14 protein-coding genes are annotated in these 18,912 nt (G+C 71.0%); 4 read left to right on the top strand and 10 right to left on the bottom strand.

Annotated features, from left to right (window positions below; translation table 11 throughout):
- The first annotated feature begins 10 nt into the window (after positions 1-10).
- The 4 genes from nuoL (at position 11) to recQ (ending at position 7,275) form a co-directional block, all read left to right on the top strand.
- A complete protein-coding gene (gene nuoL / locus ABZY45_RS07550) occupies positions 11-1,906 on the top strand; it encodes an NADH-quinone oxidoreductase subunit L (protein ID WP_356737169.1) in 1,896 nt (631 codons plus the stop codon).
- Positions 1,907-1,910: 4 nt separating this feature from the next.
- On the top strand, positions 1,911-3,482 hold the full coding sequence (locus ABZY45_RS07555; protein WP_356737171.1) for an NADH-quinone oxidoreductase subunit M: 1,572 nt from the start codon (positions 1,911-1,913) through the stop codon (positions 3,480-3,482).
- Entirely contained in the window at positions 3,479-5,143 is a 1,665-nt protein-coding gene (gene nuoN, locus ABZY45_RS07560; protein WP_356737173.1) for an NADH-quinone oxidoreductase subunit NuoN, read from the top strand. The genes ABZY45_RS07555 and nuoN overlap by 4 nt, the downstream gene beginning before the upstream one ends.
- Positions 5,144-5,265: 122 nt before the next feature.
- Complete coding sequence (recQ, locus tag ABZY45_RS07565; protein ID WP_356737175.1) at positions 5,266-7,275, top strand: DNA helicase RecQ; 2,010 nt, start codon at positions 5,266-5,268, stop codon at positions 7,273-7,275.
- Positions 7,276-7,301: 26 nt separating this feature from the next.
- On the opposite strand, the gene ABZY45_RS07570 is transcribed toward recQ, so the two are convergent.
- The 10 genes from ABZY45_RS07570 to ABZY45_RS07615 form a co-directional block, all read right to left on the bottom strand.
- Positions 7,302-7,910, bottom strand: a complete 609-nt coding sequence (locus ABZY45_RS07570; RefSeq protein WP_356737177.1) for a Uma2 family endonuclease — start codon at positions 7,908-7,910, stop codon at positions 7,302-7,304.
- A gap of 86 nt (positions 7,911-7,996) precedes the next feature.
- Positions 7,997-10,723, bottom strand: a complete 2,727-nt coding sequence (locus ABZY45_RS07575; RefSeq protein WP_356737179.1) for a fumarate reductase/succinate dehydrogenase flavoprotein subunit — start codon at positions 10,721-10,723, stop codon at positions 7,997-7,999.
- Between the two features lie 5 nt (positions 10,724-10,728).
- Complete coding sequence (locus ABZY45_RS07580; RefSeq protein ID WP_356737181.1) at positions 10,729-11,475, bottom strand: ABC transporter ATP-binding protein; 747 nt, start codon at positions 11,473-11,475, stop codon at positions 10,729-10,731.
- Positions 11,472-12,332 carry an ABC transporter permease gene (locus ABZY45_RS07585; RefSeq protein ID WP_356737183.1) on the bottom strand — a complete coding sequence of 287 codons (861 nt, stop codon included), beginning with the start codon at positions 12,330-12,332 and terminating at the stop codon, positions 11,472-11,474. Before ABZY45_RS07585 ends, ABZY45_RS07580 begins: the two co-directional genes overlap by 4 nt.
- Complete coding sequence (locus tag ABZY45_RS07590; protein WP_356737185.1) at positions 12,329-13,699, bottom strand: ABC transporter substrate-binding protein; 1,371 nt, start codon at positions 13,697-13,699, stop codon at positions 12,329-12,331. The genes ABZY45_RS07585 and ABZY45_RS07590 overlap by 4 nt, the downstream gene beginning before the upstream one ends.
- A gap of 16 nt (positions 13,700-13,715) precedes the next feature.
- On the bottom strand, positions 13,716-13,943 hold the full coding sequence (locus ABZY45_RS07595; protein WP_033297536.1) for a ferredoxin family protein: 228 nt from the start codon (positions 13,941-13,943) through the stop codon (positions 13,716-13,718).
- Between the two features lie 32 nt (positions 13,944-13,975).
- Positions 13,976-14,746, bottom strand: coding sequence for a GntR family transcriptional regulator (locus ABZY45_RS07600; protein ID WP_356737187.1), 771 nt, complete (start codon positions 14,744-14,746; stop codon positions 13,976-13,978).
- Between the two features lie 153 nt (positions 14,747-14,899).
- Positions 14,900-15,577 (bottom strand): GPP34 family phosphoprotein, encoded by a 678-nt coding sequence (locus ABZY45_RS07605; RefSeq protein ID WP_356737189.1) that lies wholly within the window; start codon positions 15,575-15,577, stop codon positions 14,900-14,902.
- Positions 15,574-16,803 carry a fumarylacetoacetase gene (gene fahA / locus ABZY45_RS07610; protein ID WP_356737191.1) on the bottom strand — a complete coding sequence of 410 codons (1,230 nt, stop codon included), beginning with the start codon at positions 16,801-16,803 and terminating at the stop codon, positions 15,574-15,576. The genes ABZY45_RS07605 and fahA overlap by 4 nt, the downstream gene beginning before the upstream one ends.
- A 110-nt stretch (positions 16,804-16,913) precedes the next feature.
- Positions 16,914-18,908: a CocE/NonD family hydrolase gene (locus tag ABZY45_RS07615; RefSeq protein WP_356737193.1), complete on the bottom strand. Its 1,995-nt coding sequence runs from the start codon at positions 18,906-18,908 to the stop codon at positions 16,914-16,916.
- Positions 18,909-18,912 lie beyond the last annotated feature (4 nt).

Below are 18,912 nucleotides of genomic sequence, written 5' to 3' on the forward strand. Positions count from 1 at the left end.
GGTCGGAATCGTGGAAAACCTGATTGCGCTGCTCGTCGCGGCGCCCCTGCTCGGAGCGGCGGTCCTGCTCTGCGGCGGCCGCCGGCTCGACCGGACCGGACACTGGATCGGCACGGTGCTCGCCGCCGCGTCCTTCGTCGTCGGCGTCGTGCTGTTCACCGACATGCTCGGCAAGGGCGCCGAGGACCGCGCCCTGCACCAGAAGCTGTTCAGCTGGATCCCGGTCGAGGGGTTCCAGGCCGATGTGGCCTTCCAGCTCGACCAGCTGTCGATGACGTTCGTCCTGCTGATCACGGGTGTGGGCACGCTGATCCACATCTACTCCATCGGCTACATGGAGCACGACGAGCGCCGCCGCCGCTTCTTCGGTTATCTGAACCTCTTCCTCGCCGCGATGCTGCTGCTGGTCATCGCCGACAACTACCTGCTGCTGTACGTCGGGTGGGAGGGCGTCGGCCTGGCGTCGTACCTGCTCATCGGCTTCTGGCAGCACAAGCCCAGCGCCGCCACCGCCGCCAAGAAGGCCTTCCTGGTCAACCGGGTGGGCGACATGGGCCTGTCCATCGCGATCATGCTGATGTTCACCACCTTCGGCACCTTCGCCTTCGGTCCGGTGCTCGAAGCGACCGGGGAGACCGGCGAGGGCAAGCTCACCGCCATCGGCCTCATGCTGCTCCTCGCGGCCTGCGGCAAGTCGGCCCAGGTGCCGCTGCAGTCCTGGCTCGGTGACGCGATGGAGGGCCCGACCCCGGTCTCGGCTCTCATCCACGCTGCCACGATGGTGACCGCGGGCGTATACCTCATCGTCCGTTCCGGCGCGATCTTCAACGCCGCCCCCGACGCGCAACTGGTCGTCGTGGTCGTCGGCGCGGTCACGCTCCTCTTCGGTGCGATCGTCGGTTGCGCCAAGGACGACATCAAGAAGGCACTCGCCGGTTCGACGATGTCGCAGATCGGCTACATGATCCTCGCCGCGGGCCTCGGCCCCATCGGCTACGTGTTCGCGATCATGCACCTGGTGACGCACGGCTTCTTCAAGGCCGGGCTCTTTCTCGGAGCCGGTTCGGTCATGCACGGCATGAACGACGAGGTCGACATGCGCAGGTACGGCGGACTGCGGAAGTACATGCCGGTCACCTTCGTCACCTTCGGCCTCGGCTACCTCGCGATCATCGGCTTCCCCGGCCTGTCCGGCTTCTTCTCCAAGGACATGATCATCGAGGCGGCGTTCGCCAAGGGGGGCACCGAGGGCTGGATCCTCGGCTCCGTCACGCAGCTGGGCGCCGCGATCACCGCGTTCTACATGACGCGCGTGATGCTGATGACGTTCTTCGGCGAGAAGCGCTGGCAGCCGGACGCCGAGGGGCACGACCCGCACCCGCACGAGTCACCGAAGTCCATGACGATCCCGATGATCGTGCTGGCCTTCGGGTCGGTCTTCGCCGGAGGCTTCTTCTCCATCGGTGACCGCTTCGTGCACTGGCTGGAGCCCGTCACCGGACACGAACACGGACACCCCCCGGTCAGCGCGGCCACCGTCACGGCAGCCACCATGGTGGTGCTCGTCATCGGTGTCGCGATCGCCTGGGCGATGTACGGGCGCAGGCCCGTCCCCGCCGTCGCCCCGCGCGGCTCCCTGCTCACCAGGGCGGCCCGCCGGGATCTCCTCCAGGACGACTTCAACCACGTGGTCCTGGTCCGCGGTGGCGAACACCTCACCCGGTCGCTGGTCTACGTCGACCACACCCTGGTCGACGGAGTCGTCAACGGCACGGCCGCCTCGATGGGCGGGCTCTCCGGCCGGCTGCGCAAGCTGCAGAACGGCTACGCCCGCTCCTACGCGGTCTCGATGTTCGGCGGTGCGGCGGTACTCATCGCCGCGACCCTGCTGATGAGGGCGGTCTGATCCCATGTCCTTTCCCCTCCTGACAGCGACGGCGGCGCTCCCGGCGATCGGCGCGATCGCCACCGCCGCCGTCCCGGCCGCCCGGCGCACCGTGGCCAAGTGGCTCGCCCTGGCCGTATCGCTGGCCACGCTCGTCCTGGCCGGCATCGTGTTCGCCCGCTTCGAGCCGGGCGGCGAGCGCTACCAGCTCACCGAATCGCACGCCTGGATCAAGGACTTCGGGGTCCGCTACGAACTGGGAGTCGACGGCATCGGGGTGGCGCTCCTGGCGCTCACCGCGCTGCTGATCCCCTTCGTGATCCTGGCGGGCTGGCACGACGCCGACCCCCTGGAGACGAACTCCAGCCGCTGGCGCCCCACCCAGGGCTTCTTCGCCCTGATTCTGATGGTCGAAGCGATGGTGATCCTGTCCTTCGTCGCCACCGACGTCTTCCTCTTCTACATCCTCTTCGAAGCCATGCTCATCCCGATGTACTTCCTCATCGGCGGCTTCGGGGACCGGGCGCACGCGGGCAGCGACGAGAACGCGGCGGCACAGCGCAGCTACGCCGCGGTGAAGTTCCTCCTCTACAACCTGGCCGGCGGGCTCATCATGCTGGCCGCCGTCATCGGTCTGTACGTCGTCGCGGGGAGCTTCTCGCTCTCGGAGATCGCCGAGGCCCGGGCCAACGGCTCGCTGGACATGGCGACCTCCACCGAGCGGTGGCTCTTCCTGGGCTTCTTCTTCGCCTTCGCGGTGAAGGCCCCGCTCTGGCCGCTGCACACCTGGCTGCCCAACGCCATGGGCGAGGCGACCACCCCGGTCGCCGTCCTGATCACCGCGGTCGTCGACAAGGTCGGCACCTTCGCGATGCTCTGCTTCTGCCTCCAGCTGTTCCCGGAGGCGAGCAAGTGGGCGACACCGGTGATCCTCGTCCTGGCGCTGATCTCCATCATCTACGGCGCCCTGCTCGCCGTGGGCCAGCGCGACATCAAGCGGCTCATCGCCTACGCGTCGATCTCGCACTTCGGCTTCATCGTGCTCGGGATCTTCGCGATGACCAGTCAGGGACAGTCGGGCGCGACCCTCTACATGGTCAACCATGGCATCTCTACGGCCGCGCTGATGCTGGTCGCCGGCTTCCTGATCACGCGGCGGGGTTCGCGTCTCATCGCCGACTACGGCGGGGTGCAGAAGGTGGCGCCCCTGCTGGCGGGGACCTTCCTGATCGGCGGTCTGGCCACCCTCTCGCTCCCCGGACTGGCGCCGTTCGTCAGTGAGTTCCTGGTCCTGGTCGGCGCGTTCAGCGCGTACCCGGTGGTCGGCATCATCGCCACCGTCGGGATCGTGCTCGCGGCGCTCTACGTCCTGGTCCTCTACCAGCGGACGATGACGGGACCGGTCAGGGAGGGGATCGGGGGCATGCCCGACCTCAGGGTCCGTGAGCTCGCGGTGGCGCTTCCGCTGATCGCCATGCTGATCTTCCTGGGCGTCTTCCCGAAGCCGCTCACCGAGGTCGTCGACCCGGCGGTCCGGCACACCATGCACGACGTACAGAAGCAGGACCCCCAGCCCGAGGTGGAGGCCGCCAAGTGAGCGCAACAGCTGTCCACAGCCTGTGGACGACGGCGGGCGAGGTGACATCGGCCGCCGCGGGGGACAGGTTCACCGCTCCGGACATCGAGTACGCCCAGCTCGCCCCCGTCCTGATCGTGGTCGGCGCCGCCGTCCTCGGCATCCTGGTGGAGGCGTTCCTCCCGCGCCGGGCGCGGTACACGACGCAGGTCTTCCTCACGGTCGTCGCCCTCGCCGCCGCGTTCGCCGCGGTGGTGGGGCTCGCCGCCGACGGTTACGCCACGAAGAGCGCCCACATCGCCGCCATGGGCGCCATCGCCGTCGACGGACCCGCCCTGTTCCTCCAGGGCACCATCCTGCTCGTATCGATGATCTCCGTCTTCACGTTCGCCGAGCGTCGTCTCGACCCGGCCTCGCACGGCAACCGGGTGGACTCCTTCGCCGCCCAGGCCGGAGCTGTACCCGGCAGCGACGGGGAGAAGGCCGCGGTCAAGGCCGGCTTCACCACGACCGAGGTCTTCCCGCTGGCTCTCTTCGCGGTGGCGGGCATGCTGGTCTTCCCCGCGGCGAACGACCTGCTGACCCTGTTCGTCGCCCTTGAGGTCTTCTCCCTCCCCCTCTACCTCCTGTGTGCCCTCGCCCGCCGCAAGCGGCTGATGTCGCAGGAAGCCGCGGTGAAGTACTTCCTGCTCGGCTCGTTCTCCTCGGCGTTCCTCCTCTTCGGGATCGCCCTGCTCTACGGATACGCCGGCACCGTCTCGTACGCGGGCATCGCCAACGTCGTGGACGGCAGCGTCACGGAGATCGACCCGGCCCTCGCGGACACCATGGGCAACGACGCGCTGCTGCTGATCGGCGGCGCGATGATCCTCATGGGCCTGCTGTTCAAGGTCGGTGCCGTGCCGTTCCACATGTGGACCCCGGACGTCTACCAGGGCGCCCCGACCCCGGTCACCGGCTTCATGGCCGCCGCCACGAAGGTCGCCGCGTTCGGCGCGCTGCTGCGTCTGCTGTACGTCGTCCTGCCCGGCCTCACCTGGGACCTGCGTCCCGTCATGTGGGGCGTCGCGATCGTCACGATGCTGGGTGGAGCGATCGTCGCGATCACCCAGACCGACATCAAGCGGCTCCTGGCCTACTCCTCGATCGCGCACGCGGGCTTCATCCTCGCCGGTGTGATCGCGGCCAGCCCCGACGGTGTCTCCTCGGTCCTCTTCTACCTCGGCGTGTACTCCTTCGTGACCGTCGGCGCCTTCGCCGTCGTGACACTCGTGCGCGACGCGGGTGGCGAGGCGACCCATCTGTCGAAGTGGGCCGGGCTCGGCCGGCGCTCCCCGCTGACCGCGGCGGTCTTCGCCGTGTTCCTGCTGTCGTTCGCCGGCATCCCGCTCACCTCGGGCTTCTCCGGCAAGTTCGCCGTCTTCAAGGCGGCGGCGGACGGCGGCGCCGGCGGCCTCGTGGTGGTCGGTGTGATCTCGTCGGCCATCGCCGCGTTCTTCTACATCCGGGTCATCGTCCTGATGTTCTTCAGTGAGCCGAAGGCGGACGGCCCCACGGTCGCCGTCCCGTCCCCGCTGACGATGACCACGATCGCGGTCGGGGTCGCCGTGACCCTCGTGCTGGGTCTCGCCCCGCAGTACTTCCTCGACCTGGCGAGCCAGGCGGGCGTGTTCGTGCGGTGACGCACGGCACCACCACGACGACGCCGGACGGGCCTGGAAGTCAAGCCCGTCCGGCGTTGTCGTAGGCGGCGCCTATGGTTGCAGTGGACGGGTGCGGCAGTACGGAACGGAGCGGGCGGACGATGAGTGTGACGACCGAGGGCGCTGCGCAGCAGACGCTGCACCGGGTGTTCGGGTACGAGGCGTTCCGCGGCGAGCAGGGTGCGGTGATCGAGCATGTCGTCGGGGGCGGCGACGCGGTCGTGCTCATGCCCACCGGTGGCGGCAAGTCCCTCTGCTACCAGATCCCCGCCCTGGTCAGGCCCGGCACAGGCATCGTGATCTCCCCGCTCATCGCGCTCATGCAGGACCAGGTGGACGCGCTGCGCGCGCTCGGTGTCCGCGCGGGCTTCATGAATTCCACCCAGGACTTCGACGAGCGCCGCTCGATGGAGGCCCAGTACGTCGCCGGTGAGCTCGACGTGCTGTATCTGGCCCCCGAGCGGCTGCGCCTCGATTCGACGCTCTCGCTGCTGGCCCGCGGTGAGATCTCGGTCTTCGCCATCGACGAGGCCCACTGTGTCGCGCAGTGGGGCCACGACTTCCGCCCCGACTATCTGGCCCTGTCGGTGCTGGGCGAGCGCTGGCCCGACGTGCCCCGCATCGCGCTGACGGCCACGGCCACCGACGCCACGCACCGGGAGATCACCCAGCGGCTGGGCATGCCCGACGCCCGGCACTTCGTGGCGAGCTTCGACCGTCCCAACATCCAGTACCGCATCGTGGGGAAGTCCGACCCGAAGAAGCAGCTGCTCACCTTCCTCAAGGAGGAGCACGCGGGGGACGCCGGCATCGTCTACTGCCTCTCACGCAACTCCACGGAGAAGACCGCCGAGTACCTCTGCCGCAACGGCATCGAGGCCGTGCCCTACCACGCCGGCCTGGACGCCGGTACACGCGCCGCCCACCAGGCTCGCTTCCTGCGCGAGGAGGGCCTGGTCGTCGTCGCGACGATCGCCTTCGGCATGGGCATCGACAAGCCCGACGTGCGCTTCGTCGCCCACCTCGACCTGCCGAAGTCCGTCGAGGGCTACTACCAGGAGACGGGCCGCGCGGGGCGTGACGGGGCGCCGTCCACGGCCTGGATGGCGTACGGACTCCAGGACGTCGTCCAGCAGCGCAAGCTGATCCAGAGCGGTGAGGGCGACGAGGCCTTCCGGCGCCGTGCCGCCTCGCACCTCGACTCCATGCTGGCGCTCTGCGAGACCGTGCAGTGCCGCCGCGCCCAGCTCCTGACGTACTTCGGCCAGGAACCCGGCGAGCAGGCCTGCGGCAACTGCGACACCTGCCTCACCCCGCCCGAGACCTGGGACGGCACGGTGGTCGCCCAGAAGCTGCTGTCCACCGTGGTCCGGCTGAAGCGGGAGCGGAACCAGAAGTTCGGGGCCGGTCAGATCATCGACATCCTGCTGGGCCGCAAGACGGCCAAGACGATCCAGTTCGACCACGACCAGCTCTCGGTCTTCGGTATCGGCGAGGAGTTGTCCGAAGCGGAGTGGCGCGGTGTCGTGCGCCAGCTGCTGGCCCAGGGACTGCTGGCCGTCGAGGGCGAGTACGGCACGCTGGTGCTCACGGAAGCGAGCGGCGCGGTGCTCGGCAGGGAGCGCGAGGTGATGCTCCGCAAGGAGCCGAAGCGCCCCACGAGCCGGTCGTCGTCCGGAGGCGAGCGCAGGAGCAAGGCCGCCCCGGCAGCCGACCTGCCTGCCGAGGCCGTCCCGGTCTTCGAGGCGCTGCGCGCCTGGCGCGGCGCCCAGGCCAAGGAGCTGGGCCTCCCGGCGTACGTGATCTTCCACGACGCGACGCTGCGGGAGATCGCGACCCTGCGCCCCGGGTCGCTCGCGGAGCTCGGCGGGGTCAGCGGGCTGGGCGAGAAGAAGCTGGCGACGTACGGCGAAGGCGTGCTGGAGGTGCTGGCGGGGCTGGGGAGCACGGCCCCCGCCGCCGCTCCGGAGCCGGACGCGGCTCCCGCACCGGCTTCCGCACCGGCCCCCGCACAGGCCCCCGCACAGGCCTCGGTGCCGGCCGCCCGGCCGGCCACGCAGGAATCGGACCCGGAGTTCGGCTGGGACGAGGAGCCGCCGGAGTTCGACTGACCTGGGGCGGCGCCCGTCTCCCGGGCCTACTCCTCGGTCGTCGCCCGGCGCCGGGACACGATCGCGTTCAGGTCGCGATCGACGGGGAAGGGCGTCGACACCTTCATCCGGTCGTGGAAGATCCCCGTCGACGTGTACGCGCCGGTCGCGGGCTCCAGCTCGAAGACGTAGACGACCGCGCGGCCGTCCTGGTTCTCCACCCGCCAGTAGTGCGGAATCCTGGCCCGCGCGTACTTCACGGGTTTGGTCTCGCGGTCGCGGGTGACGGACTCGTCGGACACGACCTCGATCGCCAGCAGCACGCTGTCTGCGGGGAACCGTGTCTGCCGCAGACTCTCGACCGCTTCCGCGCGTACGACGACGACATCGGGTTCGGGCCGGTTCTGGAAGTCGACGTCGATGGTGAACTCGCGGAAGACCTCGAGGTCGAGCGGTGCGAGTGATTGCAACTGCCTCTTCAGGTAGTCGATCGCGCGCTCGTGGGAAACGGTCTGCGGACTCGCGAAAACCAGACTCCCGTCGATCAGCTCCGTGTGCGGAGGCAGATTCGGGAGTGTGTCCAGGTCATCGGCGGTCCAGCCGCCCACGGGCGGGACCGCCCACCGCGGCTCCGGCGCCTCGGGTTCGATGCTCATCAGTGCTCCCATACGAAGGAGTCTCGCGGCTTCGTCCAGCGTATCCGCCGACAACCCGATCACGCCCACTCGCACGTATGCACGACTCACGCGTCGTTGACCACCACCCCCCGCGCCGCGTACGCGCGCACGTCCGCGTCCGGGTCCGTGAGTACTCCGGCCAGGGCCTCCCGGGCCGCGTCGTGGGCCGTGTGGTGGAGCAGCGCCAGTACCGCCGCCTTGCGGACGTCGGCGTTCGGGTCCGCCAGGGCCCCCGCCAGTGACGAGACCGCCGGCAGGGACTCCGCCGAGGAGAGCGCCGTGGCTGCGCCCGCCCGGACCTGCCAGGCCGGGTCGGAGAGTGCCGTGACCGCCGTCGCGGCGTACGCGGGCGGGCACCCCGTCGCCGCCAGCGCACCCAGGGCCGCCGCCCGCACCAGGAGGTCTGGGTCCGACAGAAGCGGAACCAGCAGTTCCGGACCGGGGGAGCGCGTGGCCGCCAGCCCTTTCGCGACGGCCACCCGCACCTCGCGGGACGGGTCGGCCACAGCCCCGGCCAGCAGACCGGTGGCGTCGACCGACACCAGGGCGCTCACCGTGTGGACGCGTACGTCGATGTCGGGGTCGCCGAGCGTGCCGGCGTACAGCTCCGCGTCCCCCAGGCGCAGCGTCCGCAGGGTGTCCAGCGCCGTGGCCCGTACGACCGGGTCCTCCGAGCCGAGCGCCGCCACCAGCGGCTCGCGCAGGGCCTCTTCGGCCGGCAGCACCTCGACCAGCTCCCGCAGCGAGGCGGCCGCCGCCGCCCGCACGGACGGCACCTGGTCCGCGAGCGTCGCCGCCAGCGCGGGCCCCGCGCCCGTCGGGGGTGACTCGGTGAGCGTCGCCACAGCCGCCCGCCGGACCGCCGGATCGGAGTCGGCAAGGTACGGAACGAGGTCCGCGAGCTCCGGCTGGTCCTCCGCCAGCGAGAGGAGTTCGAGGATGCGAGAGGAAGGCCCGGCCGAGGGGGCCTCGGTGATCCCGGCGCGGACGGTCGCCGTGGAACCGGACGGGGCGGCTTCCTTCGCCCCGGCGATCGAGACCTGCTCCGCCTCGATCTCGCCGAGTCGCCGCGACGGCCCGCCGGACGGCTCGAAGCCGTCCACCGGCACGAGGTACGGGGCCACCGGCCGGGCCGTGAACTCCATCGCCCCCGAAGCCGATTTACGCAGGTCCAGGTGGTGGAACCAGTCCGTGTCGTCGCGCTCCGGATGGTCCGTACGCTCGTGGTACAGCCCCCAGCGGGACTCCGTGCGGGCCAGGGAGGAGCGTGCCGCCATTTCCGCGCAGTCCCGGATGAAGCTCACCTCCGCGCACCGCATCAGCTCGTGCGGGGACGTCGCCCCCATCTCCCCGATGTCCGTACGCATCCGCTCGAAGGACTCCAGGGCCAGCGAGAGCCGCGCCCCCGACTTGGGCGGTGCCACGTAGTCGTTCACGAACCGGCGCAGCTTGTACTCGACCTGGGTCTGCGGCGGGCCGTCCGGATTCCGCAGCGGCCGGTAGATCAGCTCGTGGGCCTCGCGCAGCTGTCCTTCGGGGAGGTCGCCCTCGTAGGCCGTGTACCGCGAGGCGTCGGCGCCTGCCAGATCGCCGAAGACGAACGCTCCGATCATGTAGTTGTGCGGGACGCAGGCCAGGTCCCCGGCCGCGTACAGGCGCGGCACCGTCGTGCGGGCGTGGTCGTCGACGCGGACACCGGAGGCCGAGTGGCCGCCGCACAGGCCGATCTCGGAGATGTGCATCTCGATGTCGTGCGTGCGGTAGTCGTGGCCCCGGTTGGCGTGGAACGTGCCGCGCGTCGGCCGTTCCGTGGTGTGCAGGATGCCCTCCAGGGCGCTGACGGACTCCTCGGGCAGGTGGCTCAGCTTGAGGTACACCGGCCCTCGGTCCGAGGCGACCTCCGCCGCGAACTCGGACATCATCTGCCCCGACCAGTAGTCGGAGTCGACGAACCGCTCGCCGTGCCGGTTCACCTGGTAGCCACCGAACGGGTTGGCGACGTAGGCGCAGGCCGGGCCGTTGTAGTCCTTGATCAGCGGGTTGATTTGGAAGCACTCGATGCCGGTCAGCTCGGCCCCCGCGTGGTACGCCATGGCGTAGCCGTCACCCGCGTTCGTGGGGTTCTCGTACGTCCCGTAGAGGTATCCGGACGCGGGCAGGCCGAGCCGTCCGCACGGCCCGGTGGCCAGGACGACGGCCCCGGCGCGGACGGTGACGAAGGCGCCCGTACGGGTGTTGAAGGCCGCCGCACCGATCGCCCGGCCGTCGTCACCGGTGAGGATCCGGACCGGCATCACACGGTTCTCGATCCGGATCCTCTCCCGCATCTCGCGGCGCCGCAGCTGCCGGTAGAGGACCTTCTTGACGTCCTTGCCCTCGGGCATCGGCAGCACGTACGAGCCGGAGCGGTGCACCTGGCGCACGGCGTACTCCCCGTGCTCGTCCTTCTCGAACTTCACGCCGTACGACTCCAGCCGGCGCACCATTCCGTAGCCGCGCACGGCGGTCTGCCGGACGGTGGACTGGTCGACGATGCCGTCGTTGGCCCGGGTGATCTCGGCGACGTAGTCGTCGGGTTCGGCCCGGCCCGGGATCACCGCGTTGTTGACGCCGTCCATGCCCATGGCGAGGGCGCCCGAGTGCCGGACGTGCGCCTTCTCCAGCAGCAGCACGGAGGAGCCGTGCTCGGCGGCGGTGAGCGCGGCCATCGTGCCGGCCGTGCCGCCCCCGACGACCATTACGTCGCAGGAGAGTTCCTCGGCGTCGGCGAGGGCGGGGATCTGCACGGTCATGCCTTTCAGTGGGTGGGAGTGAGCGATTCGAGGACCTCACGGCGCAGCGCGACGGTCGCCGGGTCGGCACGGGCGGCGCGTTCGCGCGGACGCGGGACGTCCAGGACGCGGCCGGTGGGCAGCAGCGCGACGCGGTCACCGAGGAACAGCGCCTCGTCCACGTCGTGGGTGACGAAGACGACCGTGGCGCCCGTGCCGTGCAGGACGTCGACGAGCAGCTGCTGCATACCGGCCCTGGTCTGCGCGTCCAGGGCGCCGAAGGGCTCGTCCATCAGGACCGCTCGCGGCTCGGCCGCCAGGGCACGCGCCAGCTGGACGCGCTGGCGCTGGCCGCCGGAGATCCGGTGGGGGAGCTTCGCGCCGTGCCCGTCCAGGCCGACCCGGGCCAGCCAGGACTCGGCGCGTGTCCGGCGTTCGGTCCGTGGGACACCCCGGATGGCCAGCGGCAGTTCGACGTTGGCCCGCACCGTGCGCCACGGCAGCAGGGCGTCGTCCTGGAAGACGAGGGTCCGTTCGGCGCGGGGCGCGGTGATCGCCGCACCGTCCTGCGCGACCTCGCCGCCGAGGGCGGGCAGCAGCCCGGCCAGGGTGCGCAGCAGGGTGGACTTGCCGCAGCCGGAAGGGCCGACGACGGCGAGGATCTCACCGGGGACGGCATCGAGGTCGATCCCCTCCAGGACGGGGGCCTCGGCCCTGCCGAGCACGGCACCGCGCAAGGTGAGCCGGACGCCTCGGGACGTGGTGGTGGTCATGGGTGCACCCGCTCCTTCGCCAGGGGGGCCGGCTCCGCGGCCGGGGACTCGGGCCCGCGGTGCCGTACGGGTGACGGCGGACGGTTCTCCGTACGCGGCAGCCACCGGGTGAGCCGGCGGCCCAGCAGCTCCACCGCCGTCGAGGTGATCCACCCGAGCAGGCCGATCGTGGCCATCCCGACGAAGACCCCCGGATAGTCGACGACCGTGTAGTCCTGCCAGGTTCGGTAGCCGACCCCGTACTCGCCGGAGATCATCTCGGCGGAGATCACACAGATCCACGACACCCCGATGCCGACGGAGAGCCCGCCGAGGATGCCGGGGAGCGCGCCTGGCAGGACGACGGAGCCGAGGATCCGCCACCGGCCGCCGCCCATGGTCAGGACCGCCTCCTCCCACACCGGGGTGAGCGCCCGCACCGCGTGCCGGGTGGAGACCATGACCGGGAAGAAGGCCGCGGTGCAGGTGATGAAGACGATGCCCTGCTCGTTGCTGGGGAAGAGCAGGATCGCCACGGGCACCAGGGCGATCGCCGGCACCGGGCGGATCACTTCGAGGACGGGGCCCAGCAGGTCCGAGGCGATCCGGGAGCGTGCGACGGCCGTGCCGACCGTGATGCCGAGGACGGCCGCCAGGGCGAAGCCCGTGACGATCCGGGTCAGGCTGTCGGTGAGGTCCTGCCAGTACGTGTCGCTGCCGAGCCGGTTCCCGAACGCCCTGGCCACATCGGTGACCGTGGGGAACTGCTCGAAGCGCAGCCACAGATTCACGTCGTAGCTGGTCAGCAGCTGCCAGATGCCGAGCGCCCCCACCAGCGACAGGGCCCGCAGCGCGACCGACCACCGGCGGCCCCTCATGAGGCGCGGGCCAGTTCGAGCGCCGTGGCGTACGGGACGATCCGGGCGCCGGGGTGCGCGGTGACATCGGCGCGGGCCGCGGCCTCCGTGACGTACGGCCGCAGCGCGTCGTCCTCGGACACCCAGACCGCCCGGTCCGCGAACCACAGGGTCCCGGTGCCCGCGTCGGGGACGTACGCGGCGCGGACCTTGTTCCCGTGTCCGGCGGCGTACCGCAGGACCTCGGCGGGAGTGGCGAACGCCGACGTGGTGTCCTCGCCCTTCAGCCAGACCTCGCCGCCCTGCGCGGCGGGCGGACCGGCGGCCCGTGCCTTCGCGTAGGCGGAGCCGTACACACGCTTCACGTACCGCTCGTCGACGAAGTCGTCGACGTCCACGTCCCCGACCAGCTTCGCCGAACGCAGCACCGGGACGTCCTTCTTGAGCGCCGCGACCAGGGCGGGCTTCACCGTCGTGTCGAACGTGGCGATGCCCTGGGCGCCGTTGTAGAGGTGGACGGCCTCAGCGGGCAGCCCCGTCGCCTTCGCCACCGATTCGGAGGCCGCCACCGGGTGCTCGTGCAGATACTCCGTGGCCCGGCCCTGTGCCCGGAGGAAGTCCTCCAGCACGGCGGGCCGCCTCTCCGCGAAGTCCTCGACGACGGTGACGCCGTGGAAGGTCGGAAGATTCAGCTCCGCCCCGTCGTAGAGGGCCTTCGCCCTGCCCTGGAAGGCCAGCAGCCCGGGCCATGCCACGAACTGCGACAGGGCGTCGGCGCTGCCGGCCTGGAGTGCCGACGCCCCCACGGCGGGCTGCTGGTTGAGCTTGCGGATGTCCTTCTCCGGGTCGAGCCCCGCCTGCTGGAGCGCCCGGACGAGCGTCCCGTCGGCGGCCGAACCGACGCTTGTGGAGACCTTCTTGCCGCGCAGGTCCTCCAGGGAGCGCAGACCGGAATCAGGGCCGGTCACCACGGTGTTGAGGCCGCCGCGCAGGTTGTAGCCGGTCACCGAGACCAGCTTGGTCGGACGGTTCAGCTGCTTGCCGCGCGCCGCGTTGATCAGCAGCGGGAAGTCGCCCATCGAGCCGATGTCGATCTTCCCCGCGGTCATCTGGGCGGTGATCGGGGCGCCGGTCGCGTAGTCCTGCCACTTCACCTCGTACGTGACGCCCTCGCGCTCACCGCGGGCGCGCAGCTCGTCCTCGAAGTAGCCGAGAGACCGCAGCAGGGTGCCCGCCGTGACGGTGTTGATGGTCCTGGACTGATAGCCGACGGTCACCGTGACCGTGTCGTCGTCGCCTGCGCTCGCCTCGCCGCCGCAGCCCGCCGTGAGCGTGACGAGCAGTGCGGAGGTCAGCAGGGCGCCGGCGCGGATTGCCGTGCGTCGCATGGGAGGAGGGGGCCTTTCACCGTAGGAGGTAGGGCATGTTGACCGTGACCGCGTCGGTGGGACACCGGGCCGCGCACGGGCCGCAGTACCAGCACTCGTCGACGTGCATGTACGCCTTGCCGCTGTCCGGGTGGATGGCCAGGGAGTCGAGCGGACACATGTCGACGCAGAGGGTGCAGCCGTCGATGCACTTGGACTCGTCGATGGTCACGGGCACGTCGGCCCGCTGGGGCGCCAGAGGCATGGCGATCTCCAGAAAAGAGAGGGAAGAGGGGGTCAGTCGGACCTGTGCAGCAGGCCGCTCATGCTGATGCGGTCACCGCGGAACCGGATGAACTCCAGGTCGACGGGCCGCCCGTCACAGAGATGGGTGAGGCGTTCCAGCATCAGGACGGCGGCGCCCTGCGGGGTCTCCAGGACGGCGGCGGAGTGCGCGTCGGCGTTGACGGCCTCCATGGTGATCTCGGCGGTACCGAGCGGCCGGCCGGTCAGGGACTCCAGCAGCCGGAAGACATCGGTGTTCTCCAGGTCGCACCCCAGCAGCCCGGCCCCGATGTCCATCGGGATGTACGTGAGGTCGAGCGACAGCGGCAGGCCGTTCAGCAGCCGGCGCCGTTCGATGTAGAGAACGTCGGTGTGCTCCGCGATCCGGAGCCGGCGCGCGACGGGACCCGGCGCGGGCACGGGGCCGACGGCGCGGACCTCGTTGGTGACCCGTCCGTGTTCGCGGAGGGTCTCGGCCAGGCCCTGGAGGCGGTCCAGCCGGTGCGGGTACCTCTCGCTGACGACGACGGTGCCCACGCCCGGCTGCCGTTCCACCAGGCCTTCGGCGCGGAGCAGGTCGAGGGCCTGGCGGACGGTGTTGCGGGAGACGCGGTAGTCACTGCCGATCGCGTCCTCGAAGGGCAGCACCCCGCCGGGGAAGCCGCCCGTACGCACCTGGTGGCGCAGCAGGTCGGCCAGCAGCCGGGCATGGTCCGCGCGCAGCCGGCGCCGACGGGCGGCGGCGACGGGCACGGTGTGCTCACGGGTGCGTTCGGCTGGCATGCGCTGGACCATACCGACGGGGTCCGCGCGATGGTGTTGCCACAGTGTTGCGCCACCTGCGGACGACGGGCGTACAGCTGTGACCAGGTGTTCTCCGTCCGGCCGGCGAAGATCCGCCACCCGGACGACCACCCCTCGGACACCGGGGGGACGTCAGTCGCCGCCCCCGCCCCCGCCTCCTCCGCCGTCCCCGCCACCGGTCGCCGAGGCCTTGTCCTGGCGCACATTGCGGTGCACGGCCACTGCCGGCCACTCCTTGCGGGCGAGGGCCCGCGCCGCCGCGCGCGTACGGCTGTCGCCCTGTCTCACCACTGACGGCAGCTCCACCGCCGCCGCCAGCGCCGCGAGCAGCCGGCCCCTGCGGTCCGGGTGGCCCGCCGCGCGGGAGGCCTCGAAGCTCTGCCGCACCTGCTCGGCCGGGGAGGCCGGGCCGGCCGGGTGCCGGTGGTAGGGCAGGAGCCCCAGGAAACGGCGCGTCTCCCGGCGCAGCACGCCGCGCTCCACCAAGGCGTCCAGATACAGCCCTTCGGCCCTGCGCCCGGACCGCCGCACCCAGCGCTGCGCCGACGCCCCCGCACCGAATCTGCTCTTGCCCGGCGGCGGAAGGCTCCGCAGGAACACCGCGAGCAGAGGATCCGGCGGGTCCAGCGGATTCACGACCACCACCCGGCCGCGCTCCTCGGTGACCCGGCCCTGGAGCTCCAGCTCCGCGAGGACGGCCCCGGCGACGCCGTACTCCAGGAAGGAGTTACGGCAGTACGGCTTGCCCCGTGCGGGGTCGAGGGCGAGCAGCAGCAGCTCCTCGGGGAGCGTCGGCGCCGGGCCGTTCACGGCGAGGCCACGATCCGTCCGGTGACCTCGCCGAGCCCGACCCGGGTGCCGTGCGGGCCAGGGGCCCAGGCGGTCAGGGTGACCGTGTCGCCGTCCTCCAGGAACGTCCGCTTGCCCTCGGGAAGGTCCAGCGGGTCGCGGCCGTTCCAAGTGAGTTCGAGCAGAGAGCCGCGCTGTCCCGGCTCGGCGCCGCTGACCGTGCCCGAGCCGTACAGGTCACCGGTGCGCAGCGAGGCGCCGTTCACCGTCATCTGCGCCAGCTGCTGGGCCGCCGTCCAGTACATGGAGGAGAACGGCGGCTCGGACACCACCTGGCCGTTGATCTCCACCGAGATCCGGATGTCGAAGCCGCCCGGCTCCTCGTCGTCCGCGTCGTCGAGGTACGGAAGCAGATCGAAGTCCCTGGCGGGCGGTGCCGTACGGGCCGCGTCCAGGGCCTCCAGGGGAGTCACCCACGCCGACACGGAGGTGGCGAAGGACTTCCCGAGGAACGGGCCGAGCGGCACGTACTCCCAGGCCTGGATGTCGCGAGCCGACCAGTCGTTGAGCAGCGAGAGCCCGAAGACGTGCTCCCGGAAGTCACCGAGCGCCACGGGGGAGCCGTGTTCCGAGGGGACACCGACGACGAAGCCGACCTCGGCCTCGATGTCCAGCTTCGCCGAGGGGCCGAACACCGGTGCGGGGTCGGAGGGCGCCTTGCGCTGCCCGGAGGGGCGCACCACGTCGGTGCCGGAGACGACGACGGTGCCGGCCCGCCCGTGGTAACCGATGGGCAGGTGCTTCCAGTTGGGGGTGAGGGCCGCGCCGTCGGGGCGGAAGATCTTCCCCACGTTGGTGGCGTGGTGCTCGCTGGCGTAGAAGTCGACGTAGTCGGCGACCTCGTACGGCAGGTGCAGGGTCACCGCGTCGAGCGGATACAGCAGCGGCTCCAGCTCCGGGCGGTGGGAGGGGACCGTCACCCACGCCGTCAGCGCCCGCCGGACGTCCCGCCAGGCGGTCCGCCCCGCCGCCAGGAGCGGCATGAGGCTCGGCTGCGCCAGCAGCCGGGCGTACGGCGAGCCGAGCGCGTGGGCCGCCGCCCCCGCGTCCAGTACATGACTGCCGACGCGGACGCCGACCCTGCGCTCCTGCGGGTGTCCAGGGGTGGAGAACACGCCGTACGGGAGGTTGTGCGGGCCGAAGGGGTCTCCCTCGGCCAGATCGAGCGGACTGCTCTGCTCGGGCATCTGTCGCTGCCCCTTTCCAGTGGCTTGAGGAACACGGTACGTCGGCGTCGCCGCTCGGCGGCAGTGCCTCAAGTAGGCGTAATGCCCGGAAAGTTACGTGATAACCCTGGTCAGCCCGCCGTGCGGGGGATCCGTTTCTCCCAGGTCCGGTGGAAGACGATCTCCTCACCGTCCCTGCACACGACCTCGTTGGACGTGATGAAGTCGTCCGCGTCCGCGCTCGTCTCCGACCGCGTCTCGATCCGTACGTCCCACGACATCTCGGGGCGGTGCAGCCGGATCGTCCAGTCCGAGCGGGCCCGGGCCGACAGCGGGTCGTCCTGCTGGATCGTGTAGGTCTCCAGCGCGTCCTCGGTGAACTCCAGCCCGTCCGGGTAGACACGGGTGCCGCCGTAGCGCGGGTCCACCTCCAGGCGCCATTCGCCCTTGGCGACGTCGCGGACCACCAGGCGCTCCGGCCGGGGCTCTTCGAGCGTCACCGGATACACGACACCCAGAGGCTCCGCCTGCTCCGGCTCGCCGAAGGTGATCCCCGCGTCCTCGGTGTGCCGGCGCACCGGGAGCTCGACGAGGCTGCCCTCCGCCTCCAGCGTGAAGCCCGCCGAACCGGCCTGGGGCCAGATCCACGGCCAGTACGAGGAGGAGATGGCGACCCTGATCCGATGGCCGGGCGGGAACGTGTGCCCGATGCCGTTCAGCTCGAAGTTCACGTACTCGGCCTCCCCGACGGGCCAGTCCTCCGCGCGGTCGCGCCCGTGCCGGGTGGCCAGATTGAGGGCGCCGCGGGTCACCAGGGTGGAAGCACCGTCCGGGGCCACGTCGCAGAGCCGCGCGATCACCTGGCCGCGCGGTACGTCCATCCGGAGCAGGAGCGTCATCCGGGGGCGGCCGAGGATCTCGATCGGGGCGTCCTCCACGGGGAACTCGAAGCACACCGACTTGGCGTCCTCGTCCCGCTGGTCGGGCGGCAGGTCGGCGTCGTTGCCGAACGGGAAGAAGCGGCCCGCGTCCAGCCCCGTCTGCTGCGGCGACCGGACGATCTGCCCCCCGCCCCCCAGGGCGTACGTGATGGGGGCGACGTTCTCCGACGGCCACGCCGCGTCGCCGACCCAGCGGCCGGGGAGCGTCTCGTAGACCGTGGAGGGGCGGTGGGAGCCGCTGATCCAGGAGCGCAGCAGCGGCTCGTTCATCACCCCGGTGTCCTTGTCCTTGAGATGCTCGTCCCACCAGCGCAGCGTCTCCTGGAGGAAGCCGATCGCGGGTCCCGGCGGAAGCCCGCGGTCCGGGTACTGGTGCGACCAGGGGCCGATCAGTCCGCGCACCTGCCCGGGGTCGAGGTGCTCCACGAGCCGCAGGACCGTGTCCCGGTACGGGTCGTGCCAGCCGCCCACCGCCAGGACCTTGGCCTCGATCGCACCGTAGTCCTCGCAGACGCTGCCGTGCTTCCAGTAGTCGTCGCGGGTCTGGTGCGCCAGCCAGGTGTGGATGAACGGGTCGACCTTCTCCAGTCGCCGCAGCCACATGTCCCGCCAGTCGTCGCCGACGTCCGCCGGGTCCGGGGGCCGGCAGACGAAGGCCAGCATGGTGGCTGCCCAGGCGTGCATGTCCACGCCCAGGACCGAGCCGCCCATGTAGTGGACGTCGTTGTCGTAGCGGTCGTCGGCCGAGCAGACGGTGACGATCGCCTTCAGCGGTTCCGGGGCGAGCGCGGCGATCTGGAGCGAGTTGAAGCCGCCCCAGGAGATGCCGAACATGCCGACCCGGCCCGAGCACCACTCCTGCGCCGCGAGCCAGTGCACGACCGCGACCCCGTCGGCGACCTCCGTCGCGTCGTACTCGTCGCCCGGCATCCCCTCGCTGTTGCCGTGCCCGCGCACGTCGACCCGTACGGAGGCGTAGCCGTGGCCCGCGTACCAGGGGTGGCGCTGCCAGTCGCGCGGCGCGGTCCAGTCGCTCAGCCGGTAGGGGAGGTACTCCAGCAGCGCGGGCACCGGTTCGTCGGTGACCGGCCGCCAGATCCGGGCGTACAGCTGCGTGCCGTCCGCGAGAGGGATGTACAGGTCCTCGTGGATGGTCTCGTACGGGAATTCGGTGCGGATGTGCATGGCG

Origin of the sequence: Streptomyces sp. NPDC006516, assembly GCF_040611875.1 — a bacterium.
Taxonomy (GTDB): domain Bacteria; phylum Actinomycetota; class Actinomycetes; order Streptomycetales; family Streptomycetaceae; genus Streptomyces.